At 66.6% G+C, this 17,039-nt stretch carries 15 protein-coding genes; 3 read left to right on the top strand and 12 right to left on the bottom strand.

Annotated elements, in window-relative coordinates:
• The first annotated feature begins 33 nt into the window (after window positions 1-33).
• Genes CBI38_RS13225 through CBI38_RS13215 form a run of 3 tightly spaced genes read left to right on the top strand, consistent with a single transcriptional unit; the run spans window position 34 to window position 2,125 of the window.
• A complete protein-coding gene (locus CBI38_RS13225; protein WP_109329438.1) occupies window positions 34-765 on the top strand; it encodes an ABC transporter ATP-binding protein in 732 nt (243 codons plus the stop codon).
• Window positions 765-1,520: an ABC transporter permease gene (locus CBI38_RS13220; RefSeq protein WP_109329437.1), complete on the top strand. Its 756-nt coding sequence runs from the start codon at window positions 765-767 to the stop codon at window positions 1,518-1,520. Before CBI38_RS13225 ends, CBI38_RS13220 begins: the two co-directional genes overlap by 1 nt.
• The gene (locus tag CBI38_RS13215; protein ID WP_109329436.1) at window positions 1,517-2,125 is read left to right on the top strand and encodes a TetR/AcrR family transcriptional regulator; all 609 of its coding nucleotides are present in this window, start codon (window positions 1,517-1,519) and stop codon (window positions 2,123-2,125) included. The genes CBI38_RS13220 and CBI38_RS13215 overlap by 4 nt, the downstream gene beginning before the upstream one ends.
• A 15-nt stretch (window positions 2,126-2,140) precedes the next feature.
• Here the strand turns inward: CBI38_RS13215 and CBI38_RS13210 are convergent, their stop codons facing one another.
• The 12 genes from CBI38_RS13210 to pheT all read right to left on the bottom strand — a co-directional run bounded on the left by CBI38_RS13210 (window position 2,141) and on the right by pheT (window position 17,017).
• A complete protein-coding gene (locus CBI38_RS13210; protein WP_109329435.1) occupies window positions 2,141-2,353 on the bottom strand; it encodes a Trm112 family protein in 213 nt (70 codons plus the stop codon).
• 38 nt (window positions 2,354-2,391) lie between these two features.
• Window positions 2,392-5,376 carry an acyl-CoA synthetase gene (locus CBI38_RS13205; RefSeq protein WP_109329434.1) on the bottom strand — a complete coding sequence of 995 codons (2,985 nt, stop codon included), beginning with the start codon at window positions 5,374-5,376 and terminating at the stop codon, window positions 2,392-2,394.
• Between the two features lie 108 nt (window positions 5,377-5,484).
• The gene (gene argH / locus CBI38_RS13200) at window positions 5,485-6,903 is read right to left on the bottom strand and encodes an argininosuccinate lyase (RefSeq protein ID WP_109329433.1); all 1,419 of its coding nucleotides are present in this window, start codon (window positions 6,901-6,903) and stop codon (window positions 5,485-5,487) included.
• A gap of 2 nt (window positions 6,904-6,905) precedes the next feature.
• Window positions 6,906-8,105, bottom strand: a complete 1,200-nt coding sequence (locus CBI38_RS13195; RefSeq protein WP_109329432.1) for an argininosuccinate synthase — start codon at window positions 8,103-8,105, stop codon at window positions 6,906-6,908.
• Window positions 8,106-8,152: 47 nt separating this feature from the next.
• Window positions 8,153-8,671 (bottom strand): arginine repressor, encoded by a 519-nt coding sequence (locus CBI38_RS13190; RefSeq protein ID WP_230990167.1) that lies wholly within the window; start codon window positions 8,669-8,671, stop codon window positions 8,153-8,155.
• Complete coding sequence (argF, locus tag CBI38_RS13185; protein ID WP_109329431.1) at window positions 8,668-9,615, bottom strand: ornithine carbamoyltransferase; 948 nt, start codon at window positions 9,613-9,615, stop codon at window positions 8,668-8,670. Before argF ends, CBI38_RS13190 begins: the two co-directional genes overlap by 4 nt.
• Entirely contained in the window at window positions 9,612-10,811 is a 1,200-nt protein-coding gene (locus CBI38_RS13180) for an acetylornithine transaminase (protein WP_109329430.1), read from the bottom strand. Before CBI38_RS13180 ends, argF begins: the two co-directional genes overlap by 4 nt.
• Window positions 10,808-11,734, bottom strand: coding sequence for an acetylglutamate kinase (argB, locus tag CBI38_RS13175; protein WP_109329429.1), 927 nt, complete (start codon window positions 11,732-11,734; stop codon window positions 10,808-10,810). The genes CBI38_RS13180 and argB overlap by 4 nt, the downstream gene beginning before the upstream one ends.
• Window positions 11,731-12,972 carry a bifunctional glutamate N-acetyltransferase/amino-acid acetyltransferase ArgJ gene (gene argJ, locus CBI38_RS13170; RefSeq protein WP_204164922.1) on the bottom strand — a complete coding sequence of 414 codons (1,242 nt, stop codon included), beginning with the start codon at window positions 12,970-12,972 and terminating at the stop codon, window positions 11,731-11,733. Before argJ ends, argB begins: the two co-directional genes overlap by 4 nt.
• Window positions 12,969-14,024 (bottom strand): N-acetyl-gamma-glutamyl-phosphate reductase, encoded by a 1,056-nt coding sequence (gene argC / locus CBI38_RS13165; RefSeq protein WP_109329428.1) that lies wholly within the window; start codon window positions 14,022-14,024, stop codon window positions 12,969-12,971. The genes argJ and argC overlap by 4 nt, the downstream gene beginning before the upstream one ends.
• A 63-nt stretch (window positions 14,025-14,087) precedes the next feature.
• Window positions 14,088-14,486, bottom strand: a complete 399-nt coding sequence (locus CBI38_RS13160) for a hypothetical protein (RefSeq protein WP_109329427.1) — start codon at window positions 14,484-14,486, stop codon at window positions 14,088-14,090.
• Between the two features lie 44 nt (window positions 14,487-14,530).
• A complete protein-coding gene (pheT, locus tag CBI38_RS13155; RefSeq protein WP_109329426.1) occupies window positions 14,531-17,017 on the bottom strand; it encodes a phenylalanine--tRNA ligase subunit beta in 2,487 nt (828 codons plus the stop codon).
• Window positions 17,018-17,039: the final 22 nt, after the last annotated feature.

Here is a 17,039-nt window from a genome sequence, read left to right as displayed (position 1 = left end):
GTGAATTCACCCAGTGATGAATTGAGGCACGCCATGAACGGCAGCCCTGCGATCGACATCCGGGATCTCCGCGTACGGCGAGGAAAGAACGAGGTGTTGCACGGCGTCGACATGCAAGTACCGGGCGGGTCCATCACCGGACTTCTCGGTCCTTCCGGGTGCGGCAAAACGACACTGATGCGGTGCGTGGTCGGTACTCAAATCGTGGAGTCCGGTTCCGTCACCGTCCTGGGATCGCCCGCTGGTTCGGTCTCGCTACGGAGCCGTGTGGGGTACGTCACCCAAAAACCTAGCGTGTACACCGACCTCACCGTCAAGAAGAACGTCGCGTACTACGCCGCGCTCTACGGCCGGCCGGCAGGTGCGGTCACCGACGCGATCGACGCTGTCGGACTCACCCGGTTCGCCGGCCAGAAAGCAGCGGACCTCTCCGGGGGCCAACTCGGACGAGCTTCACTCGCCTGCGCACTGGTCGCGGACCCGGAGATCCTCGTACTCGACGAGCCCACCGTCGGCCTCGATCCGTTGCTTCGTGTCGAACTGTGGGAGCGGTTCGAGGCCCTCGCTGCCGGAGGAACGACCCTCCTGGTGTCCAGCCATGTGATGGACGAGGCCGAACACTGTGATTCGCTGCTCCTGATGCGCGACGGGCACGTACTCGCGCAGGAATCTCCCACCGGCCTGCGCCGCCAGACCGGTGAGTCGAGCCTCGAAGATGCCTTCTTGACCTTGATCCGCACGTCACAGGTGGGAAGTGAAAACTGATGAACGCCAGAATCTTCCTCGCAACGGCAGGTCGAATACTCGCGCAGTTGCGGGCCGACCATCGCACGGTCGCCATGATCCTCGTGGTACCGAGCCTGCTGATGGTGCTGCTGTATTTCCTGTACCAGAACGTGCCGGCGGCCCCCGGCCAGCAATCGCTTTTCGAGCGTGTCGCGATCACGATGCTCGGCATCCTTCCCTTCGTGGTGATGTTTCTCGTCACGTCGATTGCGATGCAACGCGAACGCACGTCGGGAACCCTGGAACGCCTCCTCACGACACCACTGGGCAAACTGGACCTTCTCGGCGGCTACGCGGCAGCCTTCTCCACGGCAGCCGCCGCACAAGCCGCACTGGCCTGCGCCGTCGCATTCGGCTTCCTCGGTCTCGACACCGAAGGCAGCGTGAGCTGGGTTCTGCTGATCGCGGTACTGAACGCGATTCTCGGTGTTGCGCTCGGCCTCCTGTGCAGCGCCTTCGCCCGCACCGAGTTCCAGGCCGTGCAGTTCATGCCCGTCATCGTGGTTCCCCAACTGTTCCTGTGCGGGCTGCTCGTCCCCCGCGATCAGCTACCCACCTGGCTCGAATGGATCAGCAACGTCCTGCCACTGAGCTACGCCGTCGAGGCGCTCCAACAGGTCGCGACCCATCCGGGAACCACCGGGATCATGTGGCGCGATCTCACCGTGGTCGCCGCCTTCGCACTACTCGCGCTGTCGCTCGGAGCCGCCACACTGAGGCGTCGCACACCATGACGGCACCACGCGCACGAACGCGTTCGGGCCGCAGACCCGGAAATCAGGACACTCGATCGCGGATACTGGCAGTCGCACGAAAGCTGTTCGCGCAGAATGGGTTCGACAAAACGAGTGTACGCGCAGTCGCCCTGAGTGCAGGCGTCGATGCGGCGCTCGTGCATCACTACTTCGGGACCAAACGCCAGCTGTTCCTGGACTCCGTCGACATTCCCGTCGACCCCACCCAGGTGATTGCACCGGTCCTCGACATCCCGACCGACGAGGTCGGGCGCCATCTCGCGGAAGCTGTCTTCTCGGTCTGGGAGTCACCGCACCGACCGGCAGTTGTCGCGGCGTTCCGTTCCGCGATGGCGGGAAATGAACCGACCTTGATCCGAACGTTCCTCGTGGAAGTGGTATTTCGTGACCTCGGCCCGAGAGTCGACGAGCCACCCGGAACCGGGATCCTGCGTATGCAGCTGGTGGCGTCGCAGATGGTAGGGATTCTGGTGACCCGGTACATCCTCGAGTTCGAACCCCTCGCTTCTCTACCGATCGAGGACCTGGTCGACGTGATAGCGCCGACGCTCCAGCGCTATCTCACCGGACCCGTGCCGGGCTGATTCAACGCGCCGCGATCACGACTGCGCAGACGCCCGGGCGACCAGCTGCTCGTGCTCCTCGGCGTCCACGTCCCGCGCCTCGTCGATGAGGAGAACCGGGATCCCGTTCTCGATGGGATAGGCGCGCCGAAGTCGAGGGTTGTAGAGCAACTCGTCTCCGACCAGCAGCAGCGGGCCCTTGTCCTGCGGGCACGCCAGAATGCTGAGCAGTGTCGGATCAATAACCACGGATGTCCTCTCCAACCGTTCGGGTGAGCAGCCTCAGGTTACCGCGCACCAGCGGGCATGCCGGCCGAGCCGTCGTGGAACTGCGCTGCTACCGCTTTCGTCAACCGTTTGTACTCCTGTGAGTTCGAGTCGAGATACCAGACGCGGGTGCCCGGCTTCGGCAGACCTGCCGCACTCAGACCGTCGGCATTGGGGCGGAACGACGAGCCCAGCGGGATGGCGTCGACCACATGGACGATGTCGGGACGCCACCCGAACGGGAGTGCTTCGATGGCCTCCGCCACATCGGCCAGCCGTGGCGGGCGTCCGTCGCGGAGGGTGAAGGCCGCAACCGCCAACGTGCTGCCGCCGACCTCGATACCGTAGGCCACGGCCAGGTCTATCCTGTCGACGGCCGCCAGGGCGTCCACGATCGGTTGCGTGAACACAGGTCCTCGGGCGGTGGCGATGACGGTCTTCTTGTGATCGACCAGCCAGAAGTCACCGTCTGCATCGCGGCGGAAGAGATTTTCCGTCGCGATCCACGCGTCGCCGGCGGCGAAGATGCCCCGCAGGGCCACACCGGACATTTCACCGTGCACGCCCGCCCTGCCGAGGAGTAGACCGACCTCGTTGTCCGCACATTCGCGGACGAAGCCCCGATCGTCTTCGAGTAGACGTCCGGAGATCGGGTCGTATGCGGCCAGCCGCACGTCGGCGCTGCCCGGCAACGGCCTGCCTTTGCACCCGATCTTGGCGCCTGCGACGTTCGCGAGAACGACATCACCTTCGGTCGACGCGTAGAACTCCAGCACCTTCGCGGGCGCGAAACACTCGGTGGTGCGCCGCCACAACCCCTGTGGCATACCGGAACCGAGGAACAGGCGGATCGGGTAGTTACCGAGCAGATCGAGGCTTTCCGCATCGAGGATTTCACGCATCATCGTCCACGTGTAGCTGACGACGGTTACGCCGTAACGCTGGACCTCCTCGGTGAAGCGCTCGGCGTCGAGGCCCTTCGACAGGGCGATACGTGAGCCGCCCGCCACCGCTCCCCCCACTGCTGCGAGGAGACTGGATGAATGATGCAGAGGAGCAATGCAATACACCGTGTCGCCGCGGTCGAGATCGGCGGCCGAGGCGGTACCGAAGGCAGACAGCGCCCAGCGGTAGTTGGTGATCTGCTTGGTCTCCCAGTGCCCGTTGGATTCACTGCAGATGATGAACGCCGGCTCTCGTGCCAGCCCGGGGTCGGGCCGGTACCAGCCTGGCAGAGCGACGGACTCCGGGTCGATCTGCTCGAGATCGACGACGTTCGACCCGGGCTCGACATCGAGACTGCGGAGGTCTCCCCCACCGAGGACGAGAACCTGCATTCCGGTGGCGAGGGCGGCGTCGAGATTCTCAGGATCGGTGACGATGCGTTCGACGCCGTCGATCCGGATAGCGGTGTGGATTTCGCGGCCCGGAGGAAGGAGAACTGCCACGGCGCCGAGCCGGGACAGCGCCGCGATGACGGCCAGCGCGCTCGGCCGGGTTTCCATGACCACACCGACGTGTGCAGCCGGCCGCACGCCGGCGGATATCAATCCGCGAACGACATTGTCGATCCGCTGGTTCACCGCCTCGTAGGTATGTACCCGGTTGTCGAAGAGGAAGCACTCGCCGTTCGGCGCCTTCCGACGCTGCTCCGCCAGAAGCCGGCTGAGGGAGATCTGAGTGTGCGGTTGCATCTGGCCGAGACGCGCGAGCCGCGGAAGAGCGCGCGTGGCCTCACCGGACAGTTCCACCGTGCCGCGAACCGCTCCCGAGGCGAATCCTGTGATCCCCTTGCCGACCCCCACACCGACTTCCGCGACCGAGGCCACCGTGTGGATGATGCGATCGCTGATCGACACGCCGGTCTCGCTGCCGAAGTGTTCGTCGTACCGCATGAGATCCACAGTGGACGGTTTAGGCCCCATACCCTCGTTCCACCGCACCCATTCACCCGTGGTCGGCCATGTGTGCGCGGCCGCCGCTGAACCGACCACGAGCCCGAAATGCCCTACCCTCAAAGTAGATTCGTACACATTGGCACGCGGTGCGGCCCGGCGAATCCCGCGGACCGCGAGCGGCTGCCCGATGTCGTCGACTTCACCGACGAACGCCATGATCGGGCAGGTGAGCTCGGCGAGTGACACGACGCGGTCCTTGATGACGAAACCGCCGGTCATCATCCGGTTGTGGACGATGAACTGCTTGAGCAGCTCCGCCACTGCGGGACCCGACCAGGCAACCCATCCGTCGGTCGCGAGAAACCGGCGCTGTTGTTCCCGTGGGAGGAGCGCCTCCCGGTCGTGCAGTTGCCGAAGAAATTCGAGACGGGACTTGAGGGTCTTCACCGGGTCGAGGAGCTGGAAACCCGTGCGCGCCATCCACCCGGACACCGCGAGACGGTTGAACACATGGTCCGCGAGGAAAGCCGCTGCGTCGCTCGCAAATCCGGCGGGAATTCCGAACGGCAGACCGGCCAGAGTGTCCACGGGGCTGCCGAACGTAACCAGACTCGCAATGTTGCGACTGCGGCGGTAAGCAGCCGCCTGGTAGGCGAACATGCCACCCTGCGAATACCCCGAGAGATGGACGTCGCGGCCGGTGTGGGCACGGACCTTGTCGATGATCTCGCTGATCGCGACGATGTGATCGGCGAGATTTCTGTCCCATCCCCCCTCTTCGGTGTCCGGCGAGCCGAAGTCGACCACCCAGGGATCGATCCCCATTTCGTGCAGGATGCCCACGGCGCCCTGATCGCGGGTCACGTCGTAGACGTCAGCCGACATCATCATCGGCGGCACCAGCACGATGGGAGGGCCGACCTCCGCCGGGTCGGTGTCGGGAAAGTATCGCCGGAGTCGATACATAGGCCGCCGTTCGACCACCTCGAACGGCGAGGTGGTCAGGTCGGTCTCGAGTCCGCCGAGGCGGATTACCTCCAAACCGTTCTGCGCCGTCGCCACCACCCGACGGATCGGGCCCTTTACCGTTTCGGTAGAAAAACCCACGAATACTCTCCCACTCTCGAACCGCGACGAACGTCTCACTGCCGCCGCCCTCACCCTACTGCGCCCGACGCGTCACACTGCCCTATTGGAGGGTCGACGACGGAGGCCTCACCGGCACCATTCCCGCATGGACTCGGAGAGTCGGCGAACACCACCCAACTGCTCGGCTACCCGGATACCGGCGGTGCCACCGCGGGCGTTGCGCGACGCGATCGAGCCCTCGACCGTGAGCACCTCCCGAACGTCCGGCGTCAGGGAAGGATCGACTGCTGCCAGTTCCTCCTCGGTGAGATCCTCGAGGCCGACACCTCGTGCCTCGGCGACACGCACGCAGGCACCCGCCGCCTCATGGGCGACGCGGAACGGTACGCCCTGGCGAACCAGCCACTCGGCGATATCCGTGGCCAGCGTGAAACCGGCGGGCGCCAATTCCGCCATCCGGTCGGTGTGGAACTCGAGAGTCGAGATCAGCCCGGTGATCGCAGGCAGCAGCATTTCGAGTTGTGCCACCGAATCGAAAACCGGTTCCTTGTCTTCCTGCAGGTCCCTGTTGTAAGCGAGCGGCTGCGCCTTCAACGTGGCCAGCAGACCCGTCAGGTTGCCGATCAGCCGGCCCGACTTCCCGCGAGTCAGCTCGGACACGTCCGGATTCTTCTTCTGCGGCATGATCGACGAACCCGTCGACCAGGCATCGGCCAGCGTGATGTAGCCGAATTCCGGGGTGCTCCAGAGGATGACCTCCTCCGCCATCCGCGACAGATCCACGCCGATCATCGCGAGCACGAACGCGGCCTCGGCCGCAAAGTCCCGCGACGACGTCGCGTCGATCGAGTTCTCGGCCGAAGAGTCGAACGCGAGTTCCGCGGCGATCGCCTCGGGGTCGAGTCCGAGTGAGGACCCGGCGAGCGCCCCCGAACCGTACGGGGACACCGCGGCTCGCACGTCGAAGTCCCGCAGGCGCTGCACGTCTCGCAGCAAGGGGTGCGTGTGCGCCAGCAGATGATGTGCCAGCAGAACCGGCTGGGCGGCCTGCAGGTGCGTCTTGCCGGGCATCACCGCGGACGGATGCGCGGCCGCCTGCGTCGCGAGCGCATCCACGACGTCCAACACCCCGGCCGCGACCCGGCGGACCGCATCCCGCAACCACATGCGAAACAGCGTCGCCACTTGATCATTTCGTGAGCGTCCCGCCCGCAGGCGTCCCCCGACTTCCGGGCCGACGCGATCGATCAGGCCCCGTTCGAGGGCGCCGTGCACGTCCTCGTCGGATTCACTCGGACCGAATGTTCCGCTCGCCACATCGGCTGCCAGGCTGTCCAGCCCACCCAGCATGGTCGCGAGGTCCTCCGCGCTGAGCAGTCCCGCCTTGTGCAGGACCCGGGCGTGCGCTTGCGACGCACGCACGTCATAGGGTGCGAGAACCCAATCGAAGTGGGTCGACTTGCTCAGGGCCGCCATGGCGGCGGCGGGTCCGGACTCGAACCGACCGCCCCACAACGCACCTTCGTTGGTGCCGTGCGCCGTCATGCCTACAGGCCCAGATCGCGCTTCGCGGCGACCTTCGAGGACAGACCGTGGATCTGCACGAACCCCTTGGCGAACGACTGGTCGAAGGTATCGCCCTCGTCGTAGGTGGCCAGGTTGAAGTCGTAGAGCGACTGGTTGCTCCGGCGGCCGTTGACGATGATCGCGCCGCCGTGCAGAACCAGGCGGATGTCACCCGAGACGCGCTCCTGGGTCTTCGCGATGAAAGTGTCCAGTGCCACCTTCAGCGGCGAGAACCACAGGCCGTCGTACACCAGCTCGCTCCAGCGCTGCTCCGTCTGCCGCTTGTAGCGGCCGAGTTCGCGTTCCTGCGTGACGTGCTCGAGTTCCTGGTGCGCATTGATCAGCACCATGGCGCCCGGAGCCTCGTAGATTTCGCGGCTCTTGATGCCCACCAGCCGGTCTTCCACGACGTCGAGGCGACCGACCCCCTGAGCGCCGGCGCGACGGTTCAGTTCCTGGATCGCTTCGAGGACCGACACCGGCTTGCCGTCGATCGCGACGGGGCGGCCTTCCTCGAAGCTGATGATCAGTTCGTCCGGGGCCTGCCAGTTGACGGTCGGGTCCTGGGTGTAGTCGTAGACGTCCTTGGTCGGTGCATTCCACAGATCCTCGAGGAAGCCGGTCTCGACCGCGCGGCCCCACACGTTCTGATCGATCGAGAACGGGGACTTCTTCGAGACATTGATCGGGATCTCGTTCTCCTCGGCGAACGCGATGGCCTTCTCACGGGTCCAGGCATAGTCGCGAACGGGAGCGATCACGTCGAGGTCCGGGGCCAGCGAACCGAACCCGACCTCGAAGCGGACCTGGTCGTTGCCCTTGCCGGTGCAGCCGTGCGCGACGGTGGTGCCGCCGTAGGCGCGGGCCGCGTCGACGAGATGCTTGACGATCAACGGGCGGCTGATCGCCGACACCAACGGGTAACGATCCATGTACAGGGCGTTGGCCTGGATGGTCGGGAGGCAGTACTCGTCGGCGAACTCGTCCCGTGCATCCACCACGACCGACTCGACCGCGCCGCAGTCGAGCGCACGCTGGCGCACGACCTCCATGTCCTCGCCGCCCTGGCCGAGATCGATGGCGACAGCAACAACTTCCTTGCCCGTCTCCTTGCCGATCCAGCTGATGGCGACTGAGGTGTCCAGCCCGCCCGAGTAGGCGAGTACGACGCGATCGGCCATGGTCCTTGTGCTCCTTAGGTTGAAGATCTGTAGAGATGATTCAGTTGTCAGGCGAGGGATTCGATCTTCGCCGCGAGTTCCGCCCCGGTCAGCGGCTCACGGGCCACCACGAGAAGGGTGTCGTCGCCGGCTACGGTTCCCACGACGTCAGGTAATGATGCCCGATCGAGTGCACTCGCCAGATAGTGCGCCGCCCCGGGAGGCGTTCGCAGCACCGCCAGGTTGCCACTCGAGTCCGTGGACACCAGCAACTCCCCCAGCAATCGCGCCAATCTGTCCGTTCCGCCCGAGACTCCGCGCACCGGGTTCCCGTCCTCGGGTACCACGTACACGCCGGCACCACCGTCGGCCGCGCGCAGCTTGACGGCCCCCAGTTCTTCGAGGTCACGGGAGAGCGTGGCCTGGGTGGCGTCGATCCCTTCGGCGGCCAGCAGGGACGCGAGCTCGGTCTGGCTGCGGACCGGGTTGGTCGAGAGGATCGCCACGATCCGGGCCTGACGCCCTGCCCGCGTCGGCGCGGTCGCCGCGTTGGTGGCACCCACTCGATGTGGCGGAACCGGACTCACGGACGATCCCCGGATCGTTGTGCGAGAAGCCACACCAGAAGCGCCTTCTGCGCGTGAAGCCGGTTCTCGGCCTCGTCCCACACCACGCTCTGCGGTCCGTCGAGCACAGCGTCGGTGATCTCCTCACCGCGGTGGGCGGGAAGGCAGTGCAGAACCACGGCTTCGGAATCGGCTCGCGCGAGCAGTGCCTCGTCGACCTGGAAAGGACGGAACGGTCCGACTCTGTCGAGCCCGTCGTTCTCCTGTCCCATCGACGTCCACGTGTCGGTCACGAGTGCGTCCGCTCCCGCGACCGCCGAGTGCGCATCGCTCGCCAACGTGATCGTGGCACCGGTCTCGGCCGCGCGTGCCCGCGCCACCTCGACCACCCACGGCAGCGGCGCGAATCCGTCCGGGCTCGCGATCGTGACGTCGACGCCCGCGGTGACTCCGCCGAGCATGAGGGAATGGGCCATGTTGTTGGCGCCGTCCCCGAGGTAGGTCAGTTTCAGGCCCTTCAACGATCCCTTCCGCTCGGCCAGTGTCTGAAGGTCGGCCAGGACCTGACACGGATGGAACTCGTCGGACAAGGCGTTGACGATCGGAACGCTCGCCCCGGAGGCCATCGACTCGAGGCGCTTCTGCCCAAACGTCCGCCAGACGACTGCGTCGACGTACCTCGACAGCACCCGGCCGGTGTCCTGGAGTGTCTCCTCGCGGCCGAGCTGGGTGCTGCGTCCGTCGACCACCACGGCGTGGCCACCCAGTTGGGCGATGCCCATCTCGAACGAAAACCGGGTACGGGTGGAATTCTTTTCGAAGATGACGCCGACACCGCGCGGGCCTTCGAGCGGGCGCTCCGCGAAGGGATTCTTCTTGAGCCGGGCTGCGAGGTCGAGAACCTCGGCCTGCTGCGCAGGGGTCAGGTCGTCGTCCCGCAGGAAGTGTTTCACCACGATCGTCACTGCTTTCCCGGCTGAGCGGCCGATTGCGCGTTGTCGAGGATTGCGGGCAGTGCCGCAACGAAGCCTTCGGCCTGATCGTCGGTCAGCACCAGCGGTGGAGCCAACCGGATGACACCGGGCTGTGCAGCATTGAGCAGGTAACCGGCCTCGCGCGCCGCGTTCTCCACGGCGGGTGCGACGTCCTGGGTGAGGACGATGCCGAGCAGCAACCCGGCGCCGCGGACGTGGTCGACCAAGGGGTGTCCGAGCCCCTCGATACCCGCAGACAGCGACTTCCCGAGTGCGTCGGCGCGGGAGACGAGGTCTTCCTCGGCGATCGTGCGGAGCACGGCGAGCGCCGCGGACGCGCACACCGGGTTCCCGCCGAAGGTGGTGCCGTGTTTACCGGGCCCGAACAGATCTGCGGTCGCGCCCGTGGCAATACAGGCGCCGATCGGCATTCCCCCACCGAGTCCCTTTGCCAGCGTCATGACGTCGGGAACGATGCCGACGGACTGATGGGCATAGAACCAACCGGTCCGGCCGATCCCGGTCTGCACCTCGTCGAGCACCAGCAGCGCACCGCGGTCCGCGGTGATCTTCCGCGCACCGACCAGATACCCCTCCGGAGGAACGACGACGCCGCTCTCACCCATCATGGGTTCGAGAAAGACCGCCGCGGTGTCTTCGTCGACGGCGCGGTCCAGCGCATCGAGATCGCCGTACGGCACGTGCTCGACACCGGGCGGCATCGGTTCGAACGGGGCACGCTTGGCTGCCTGCCCGGTGAGCGCCAGCGCGCCCATCGTGCGGCCGTGGAAGGAGTTTTCCGCGGCGATGATCTTGGAGCGACCTGTCGCGCGGGCGAGCTTGAAAGCCGCCTCGTTGGCCTCGGTCCCCGAATTGCACAGGAAGACCCGGCCGGGTGCGCCCAGGTGCGAGAGCAATTCCTCCGCCAGGGCGATCGCGGGTTCGCTGGCATAGAGGTTGGACACATGTCCCAGCGTTGACAGCTGATGGGTGACCGCCTCGATGATCGCCGGATGCGCGTGTCCGAGGATGTTGACAGCGATGCCGGCGAGAAGGTCGACGTACTGCTTACCCTCCGCGTCCGTCAGCACGGCACCGCGGCCGCCCGTCAGCGCAACCCGGGGGACGCCGTACGTGTTCATCAGCGCGCCCGACCACCGCTGCTGAAGTTCCGGAGTTCCGGTCATGAGACAACTCCCTCGGTAGATGACGACGGTGTCGGGGTCACCATGGTTCCGATGCCCTCACCGGTGAAGAGTTCGAGCAGCACCGAATGCGGGATGCGCCCGTCGATCACGTGCGCGGTGGGCACGCCGCCGCGGACAGCCCGGAGGCAGGCCTCCATCTTCGGCACCATTCCGGCGTCGAGACTCGGCAGGAGCTGCGCCAGCGCCGCAGCGTCGATCTGCGTGGCCAGCGAATCCCGATCCGGCCAGTTGGTGTACAGCCCCTCGACATCGGTGAGGACGACCAGCTTCTCGGCACCGATCGCCTCGGCGAGCGCCGCTGCCGCCGTGTCGGCGTTGATATTGTGCACCACGCCGTCCGAATCGGGCGCGATAGTGGAGACCACCGGTATCCGGCCGGCATGGATCAGGTCGAGCACCGCGTCCGGACTGACCGTCGTGACGTCACCGACGAGGCCGATGTCGGTGGGATTCCCGTCGACCATCACGGTGCGCTTGGTCGCAGTGAACAGGTGGGCGTCCTCGCCGGAAATACCGACCGCGTAGGGCCCGTGCGCATTGATCAGGCCCACGAGTTCGCGGCCGACCTGGCCGAACAACACCATCCGCACCACGTCCATCACCTCGGGCGTGGTGACCCGGAATCCACCCTTGAATTCGCCGGTCATTCCGAGCTTGGCAAGCATGGCATTGATCTGGGGTCCGCCGCCGTGCACGACGACCGGGTGGATTCCCACCGTGCGGAGAAACGCCATGTCGGCCGCGAACGCCGTCTTCAGTGCGTCGTCGATCATGGCGTTGCCGCCGTACTTCACGACCACGACCTTGCCACGGAACTGCTGCAGCCACGGCAGGGCCTCGGCGAGCACGTGTGCTTTCTGGTGATCGGTGATTCCGACCAGTGTTTCGCTGCCCGGGGTCATGACGAGTACGCCGAGTTCTCTTCGACGTAGGCGTGTGAGAGGTCCGTGGTCCGGATTGTCACGGCATGCGCGCCGACACCCAAGTCGATGTCGAGGGCGATGTCGACACCGCTCAGGTCCACGTCACGGGCGCCTGGCGCACCGACCCCGTCGATACAGACCGGGGACCCGTTGAACGAGACCGCGATCTTGTCCGGGTCCAACTCTATCGGTGCGATACCGATGGCGGCGAGCACACGCCCCCAGTTGGGGTCGGAGCCGAAGATTGCTGTCTTGACGAGGCTGTCGCGGGCCACGGTTCGGGCACCGATCAGGGCGTCGTCCTCGCTCGCGGCTCCACGGACGGTGACGCGCACCCGCTTGGTGACTCCCTCCGCGTCGGCCATCATCTGGTCGGCGAGGTCGTCACACACCGCGGTGACCGCGGCATCGAGTTCCGCCTGGCTGGGGGCGACGTTGCTCGCACCGGACGCCAAGAGCAGCACAGTGTCGTTGGTCGACGTCGCACCGTCGACATCGAGGCGGTCGAAAGTCACGCGGGTGGCCGCACGCAGAGCCGCATCGAGTTGGGCGGCGGTGGCCACCGCATCGGTGGTGATGACGCAGAGCATGGTGGCCAGCGCGGGCGCGAGCATGCCGGCGCCCTTCGCCATCCCGCCGACATTCCACTTGTCAGCGTGGTGCAGGGCCGACTGTTTCGGAACTGTGTCCGTGGTCATGATGGCGTAGGCCGCGTCGGTGCCACCCGAGATGCCGCCGGCCAGTTCGTGCACCGCCTCGGTGACGCCGGGAAGAAGCTTGTCCATGGGTAGCCGGTCACCGATGAGACCCGTCGAGCACACCGCGACCTCGACCGCGCCGGTCTCGGTTCCCCAGTTACTGAGCGCGGACGCGACTTCCTCGGCCGTCCTGTGCGTGTCCTGAAATCCGCCGGCGCCCGTACAGGCGTTGGCCCCACCGGAGTTGAGTACGACTGCGCGCAGCCGGCCCGTCGTCAGGACTTGTTGTGACCACAGCACCGGGGCAGCCTTCACCTTGTTGGTGGTGAACACCCCCGCAGCTGCGAGCTCGGGACCTTCGTTGAGCACGAGCGCGAGATCGGCGTTTCCGTTGGCCTTGATGCCCGCCTTGATCCCCGACGCCCGGAACCCGGCCGGACCGGACACCCCTTGGGTGCGGACGAGTTTGCCGCCCGCGATGTCGCGGGTGTAGGCGGTGTCGATTCTGTCGTTGCTCACGGTGCGACTCCCACTGTCGAAAGCCCGGCGGTCTCGGGTAACCCGAGCGCGAGATTCATCGATTGCACGGCCCCTCCGGCGGTGCCCTTGGTCAGATTGTCGATCACGGCGACGACGACGAGCTGACCGGCGTCCGCATCGACTGTGACAGCGATCTGAACGGCGTTGGACCCGGTGACCGCGCCCGTCTGTGGCAGCATTCCCGCCGGAAGCACGTGCACGAAAGGTTCGTCGGCGTAGGCCTTTTCGTAGATCGCCCGAATCTCGTCCTCGGATGCTGTGGTCACTGCGGTGCAGGTGGCGAGGATGCCGCGGGGCATCGGCGCCAGCACGGGGGTGAACGACACGGTGACCCGTTCACCTGCGAGTGCGGACAGGTTCTGAATGATCTCCGGAGTGTGCCGGTGTACGCCGCCGACGCCATAGGCGCGCACCGAGCCCATCACCTCGGAGCCGAGCAGATCCGCCTTGGGTGCGCGGCCCGCACCGGACGCCCCGGTGACCGCGACGATCGTGACACGTGGTTCCACGACACCGGCCGCGACGGCGGGGGCCAGCGCCAGGCTCGACACCGTCGGGAAGCAGCCGGGCACGGCGATCCGGGTCGCGCCCGTGAGCTTTTCGCGCGCACCGGGTAGCTCGGGAAGTCCGTAGGGCCAGCTGCCGGCATGTGGGCTCTTGTAGTACCGCTCCCAGTCGTCGGCGTCGGAGAGCCGGAAGTCGGCGCCGCAGTCGATGATCACGGTGGATTCGGGCAGGGCTTTCGCGTATTGCGCCGAATTGCCGTGGGGCAAACCGAGGAAGACGACATCGTGGCCGCCGAGAGTCTCGACCGTGGTGTCCTCGAGAATGCGGTCGGCGAGCGGGAGGAGATGCGGGTGATGTGAGCCGAGACTCGATCCGGCGCTACCACCGGCGGTGAGCGCGCCGATAAGGAGTGACCCGTCGGCGTAGGACGGGTGCCCCAGCAGCAGACGCAACACCTCGCCTCCGGCGTATCCGCTCGCGCCGGCGACGGCAATCCTGATCGGTTCTCGCGCGTGCTCAGTCATACGATTGATTATGCATCATCATGCAAGCTAATTCACGTCTGGGTGACCCCGAGCCGTGATCGGTCACTGCTTGCCGAGTGACCGCCTGATCTCATCCAGTTTGGCCTTGCCGGCTTTCTTCCGCGCTTCCCACTGTTCGTCCACCGATCGGCCGGACGGGCTTTCGTGCGCTAACTCCTCCGACCCGATCGCCGTACCGACCCGCTCCTCGATCCGATCCCGCACACGATCGAACGTCGGGACGCCCCCCGCGGTGTAGTCGGGCTCGGGCAACCGCGGAGTGGTGTCCGGGACGATCTCCGCGGTGACGGGGTCTTCCGTCGGGACCGCGCTTCCGACGTCGACGGCGGCGAGGAGTGCCCCGAGGCCGGGGCGACCGGCAGCGACTGCCCGCACCACCGCGAGGAACTCGGCGTCGGTCAGCTCACTCGCCGCCGCTACGACGTCGCGCACTTCGGCCATCTGTCCCGCTCCTCACGCCCCCGCTGTGGTTCCCAGGCTACGGGTCAGCTGCGCAATTCGGCACCCACCGAGGCTGCGGCGGCCGCGACCGCAGCGTCGCGGGCCGCACTCGCCTCGTCCTCGGTCAGTGTGCGGTCCGCTCCGCGGAACCGGAGCGCGAAGGCGAGCGACTTCCGTCCGGGCCCGACCTGGTCCCCCTCGAAGACGTCGAAGAGACGGATATCCTCGAGAAGTTCACCGCCACCCGAGCGCAGAGCCTCTTGCACGGTGGCCGCGGGCACGGTGACATCGACGACGACCGCGACGTCCTGCAGCACAGCAGGGAAGGGCGACACCTTCGGGGCGGGGAGATTCTCCACGAGTGGAAGGGCGTCGAGGTCGATTTCGACAGCGCCCGTGCGCGGCGGCAACCCTGCCCGCTCGAGGACAGCGGGGTGAAGCTCACCGGCATGCCCGACGACGACCCCGTCGAGCAACAACTCCGCGCCGCGTCCCGGGTGCCACGGCAGATACTGCGTCGCGCGGAACTCGAGTTCGACTCCTGCTGCGGACGCAACTGCGCGAGCGGCAGCGAATGCATCACTCGCTTCGGCGGGGCGACCCGGACCCCAGGGTCCGCTCGGTTCGCGCATCCCGGTGAGCACGGCGCCGACGTGTACTGGCTGCGCCGGCAGCGACTGCAGCAACTCGGCGATCTCGTCGTCCGTCGGCCGGCGATCGACCGGGAGAACACCGACCGGCTTCGTGTCGGGACCGGGCAACACGACCTGCGCGATGCCGAAAAGCGACAGGTCGCGCTGGCCGCGGGAGACGTTGCGAGCAAGAACCTCGAGGAGCCCGGGCAACAGGGTCGTCGCCAACTCCGGGCGGTCCGATTCGAGCGGGTTGAGCACCATGACGGTGTTTCGGCGCGGATCTTCCGGGTCCAGTCCCCACGAGTCGAAGACGGCAGCGGGAAGGAATACCGGCGGAAGCACCTCGACGTATCCGGAAAAGGCGAGCGCCCGGCCGACGGCGCGCTTGCGACGCTGGGCGGGTGTCAATCCGCGGCCGGCAGGCGCCGCGGGAAGCACCGACGGGATCTGCTCGAGCCCCTCGAGACGCAGTACCTCCTCGACGAGGTCGGCGGGCTGGACGAGGTCGGGCCGCCACGACGGTGGGGTGGCCACCAGCTGCCCGTGCCCACCGTCGCTGACGCCGACTTCGACGTCGCAACCGATCTGCGTCAGCCGGCGTGCCGCCGTGCCGTTCGGGTAGGCCACCCCGGCGACGCGGTCCGGCAGGTCGATGTCCATCCGGATCGGCGCTGTGCCGGTGACCCCACCGACATCGGTGAGGACCGGCTCGATACGTCCGCCGGCGATCTCGACCAGTAACGACGCCGCGCGGTCGAGGGCGGCCACAGGGATCCGAGGGTCGACCACGCGCTCGAATCTCTTGCTCGCCTCGCTGGACAACTTGTGCCGGCGTGCCGTCTTGAACACCGCAAGCGGATTCCAGGTGGCCGCTTCGAGGAGGATGTCGGTGCTCGCGGAGTTGACCTCGGTGGTCGCTCCACCCATGACACCGGCGAGCGAGATGACGCCGGAGTCGTCGGCGATCACGACGTCCTCGGGGTCGAGGACCCGCTCGACCTCGTCCAGGGTGGTCAATTTCTCGCCGTCCACCGCTCGGCGCACCACGAGGTCGCCGCTGATCTTTGCGGCATCGAACGCATGCAGTGGCTGACCCAACTCGAGTAACACGTAGTTGGTGACGTCGACGGCCGGCGAAATAGGCCGGACCCCCGACAGCAGCAGGCGCCGCTGCAGCCACCACGGGCTGGCTGCCGCCGGATCGATACCCGTGACCCGCCGTGCGGCAAACCGGGTGGCCTGCGTGTCGGGGTCGACGCGCACGGGCCATGCCTCGCCCTCGGCGGGATGTGCAGGCACCACCGCAGGGTCGAGGTACTCGAGATCGAACCCACACGCGAGTTCACGGGTCAGCCCGCGCACCGAGAAGCAGTAACCACGGTCCGGCGTGATGTTCAGCTCGATGATGGTGTCGTCCAGACCCAGCAGAGCATTCGCGTCGGTACCCGGAGCCGCGGCCCCCGGCTCGAGTACCAGAATTCCCGAGTGGTCCTTGCCGATGCCGAGTTCGGCCACCGAGCAGATCATTCCGTCGGATACCTGGCCGTACGTCTTGCGGGACGCAATCGCGAAGCCGCCTGGAAGCACTGCGCCCGGAAGTGCGACGATCACCAGATCGCCCTCCGCGAAGTTACGGGCACCGCACACGATGCCCTGCGGTTCCGGCCGACCGACGTCGACTTTGCAGAAGCGGATGGGCTTCTTGAACTCGGTGAGCTCGGTGATCTCGACAACCTTGCCGACGACGAGCGGGCCGTCGACGGCCTCGAGGCGATCGACCTCCTCCACCTCGAGACCGACGCGGACGAAGCCCGCGTCCAACTCCTCCGCGGTGACGCCCCACCCCGGGGTGGCACGCTGCAGAATCTCGGTCAGCCAGGATTGCGCTACTCGCACGTCTACTCAGCTCTCTCGTTCG

The sequence above is a fragment of the Rhodococcus oxybenzonivorans genome (genome assembly GCF_003130705.1).
Classification (GTDB): domain Bacteria; phylum Actinomycetota; class Actinomycetes; order Mycobacteriales; family Mycobacteriaceae; genus Rhodococcus_F; species Rhodococcus_F oxybenzonivorans.
Note: the sequence above shows the minus strand (reverse complement) of the source record. Positions and strands in the feature narration are given on the sequence as shown.

What these genes read in the sequence shown, in the direction of transcription:
- CBI38_RS13225 (WP_109329438.1), top strand. Translation starts at nt 34, where the DNA reads ATGAACGGCAGCCCTGCGATCGACATCCGGGATCTCCGCGTACGGCGA.
- CBI38_RS13220 (WP_109329437.1), top strand. Translation starts at nt 765, where the DNA reads ATGAACGCCAGAATCTTCCTCGCAACGGCAGGTCGAATACTCGCGCAG.
- CBI38_RS13215 (WP_109329436.1), top strand. Translation starts at nt 1,517, where the DNA reads ATGACGGCACCACGCGCACGAACGCGTTCGGGCCGCAGACCCGGAAAT.
- argH (WP_109329433.1), bottom strand. Translation starts at nt 6,903, where the DNA reads ATGACGGCGCACGGCACCAACGAAGGTGCGTTGTGGGGCGGTCGGTTC.
- CBI38_RS13195 (WP_109329432.1), bottom strand. Translation starts at nt 8,105, where the DNA reads ATGGCCGATCGCGTCGTACTCGCCTACTCGGGCGGGCTGGACACCTCA.
- CBI38_RS13180 (WP_109329430.1), bottom strand. Translation starts at nt 10,811, where the DNA reads ATGACCGGAACTCCGGAACTTCAGCAGCGGTGGTCGGGCGCGCTGATG.
- argB (WP_109329429.1), bottom strand. Translation starts at nt 11,734, where the DNA reads ATGACCCCGGGCAGCGAAACACTGGTCGGAATCACCGATCACCAGAAA.
- argC (WP_109329428.1), bottom strand. Translation starts at nt 14,024, where the DNA reads ATGACTGAGCACGCGCGAGAACCGATCAGGATTGCCGTCGCCGGCGCG.
- CBI38_RS13160 (WP_109329427.1), bottom strand. Translation starts at nt 14,486, where the DNA reads ATGGCCGAAGTGCGCGACGTCGTAGCGGCGGCGAGTGAGCTGACCGAC.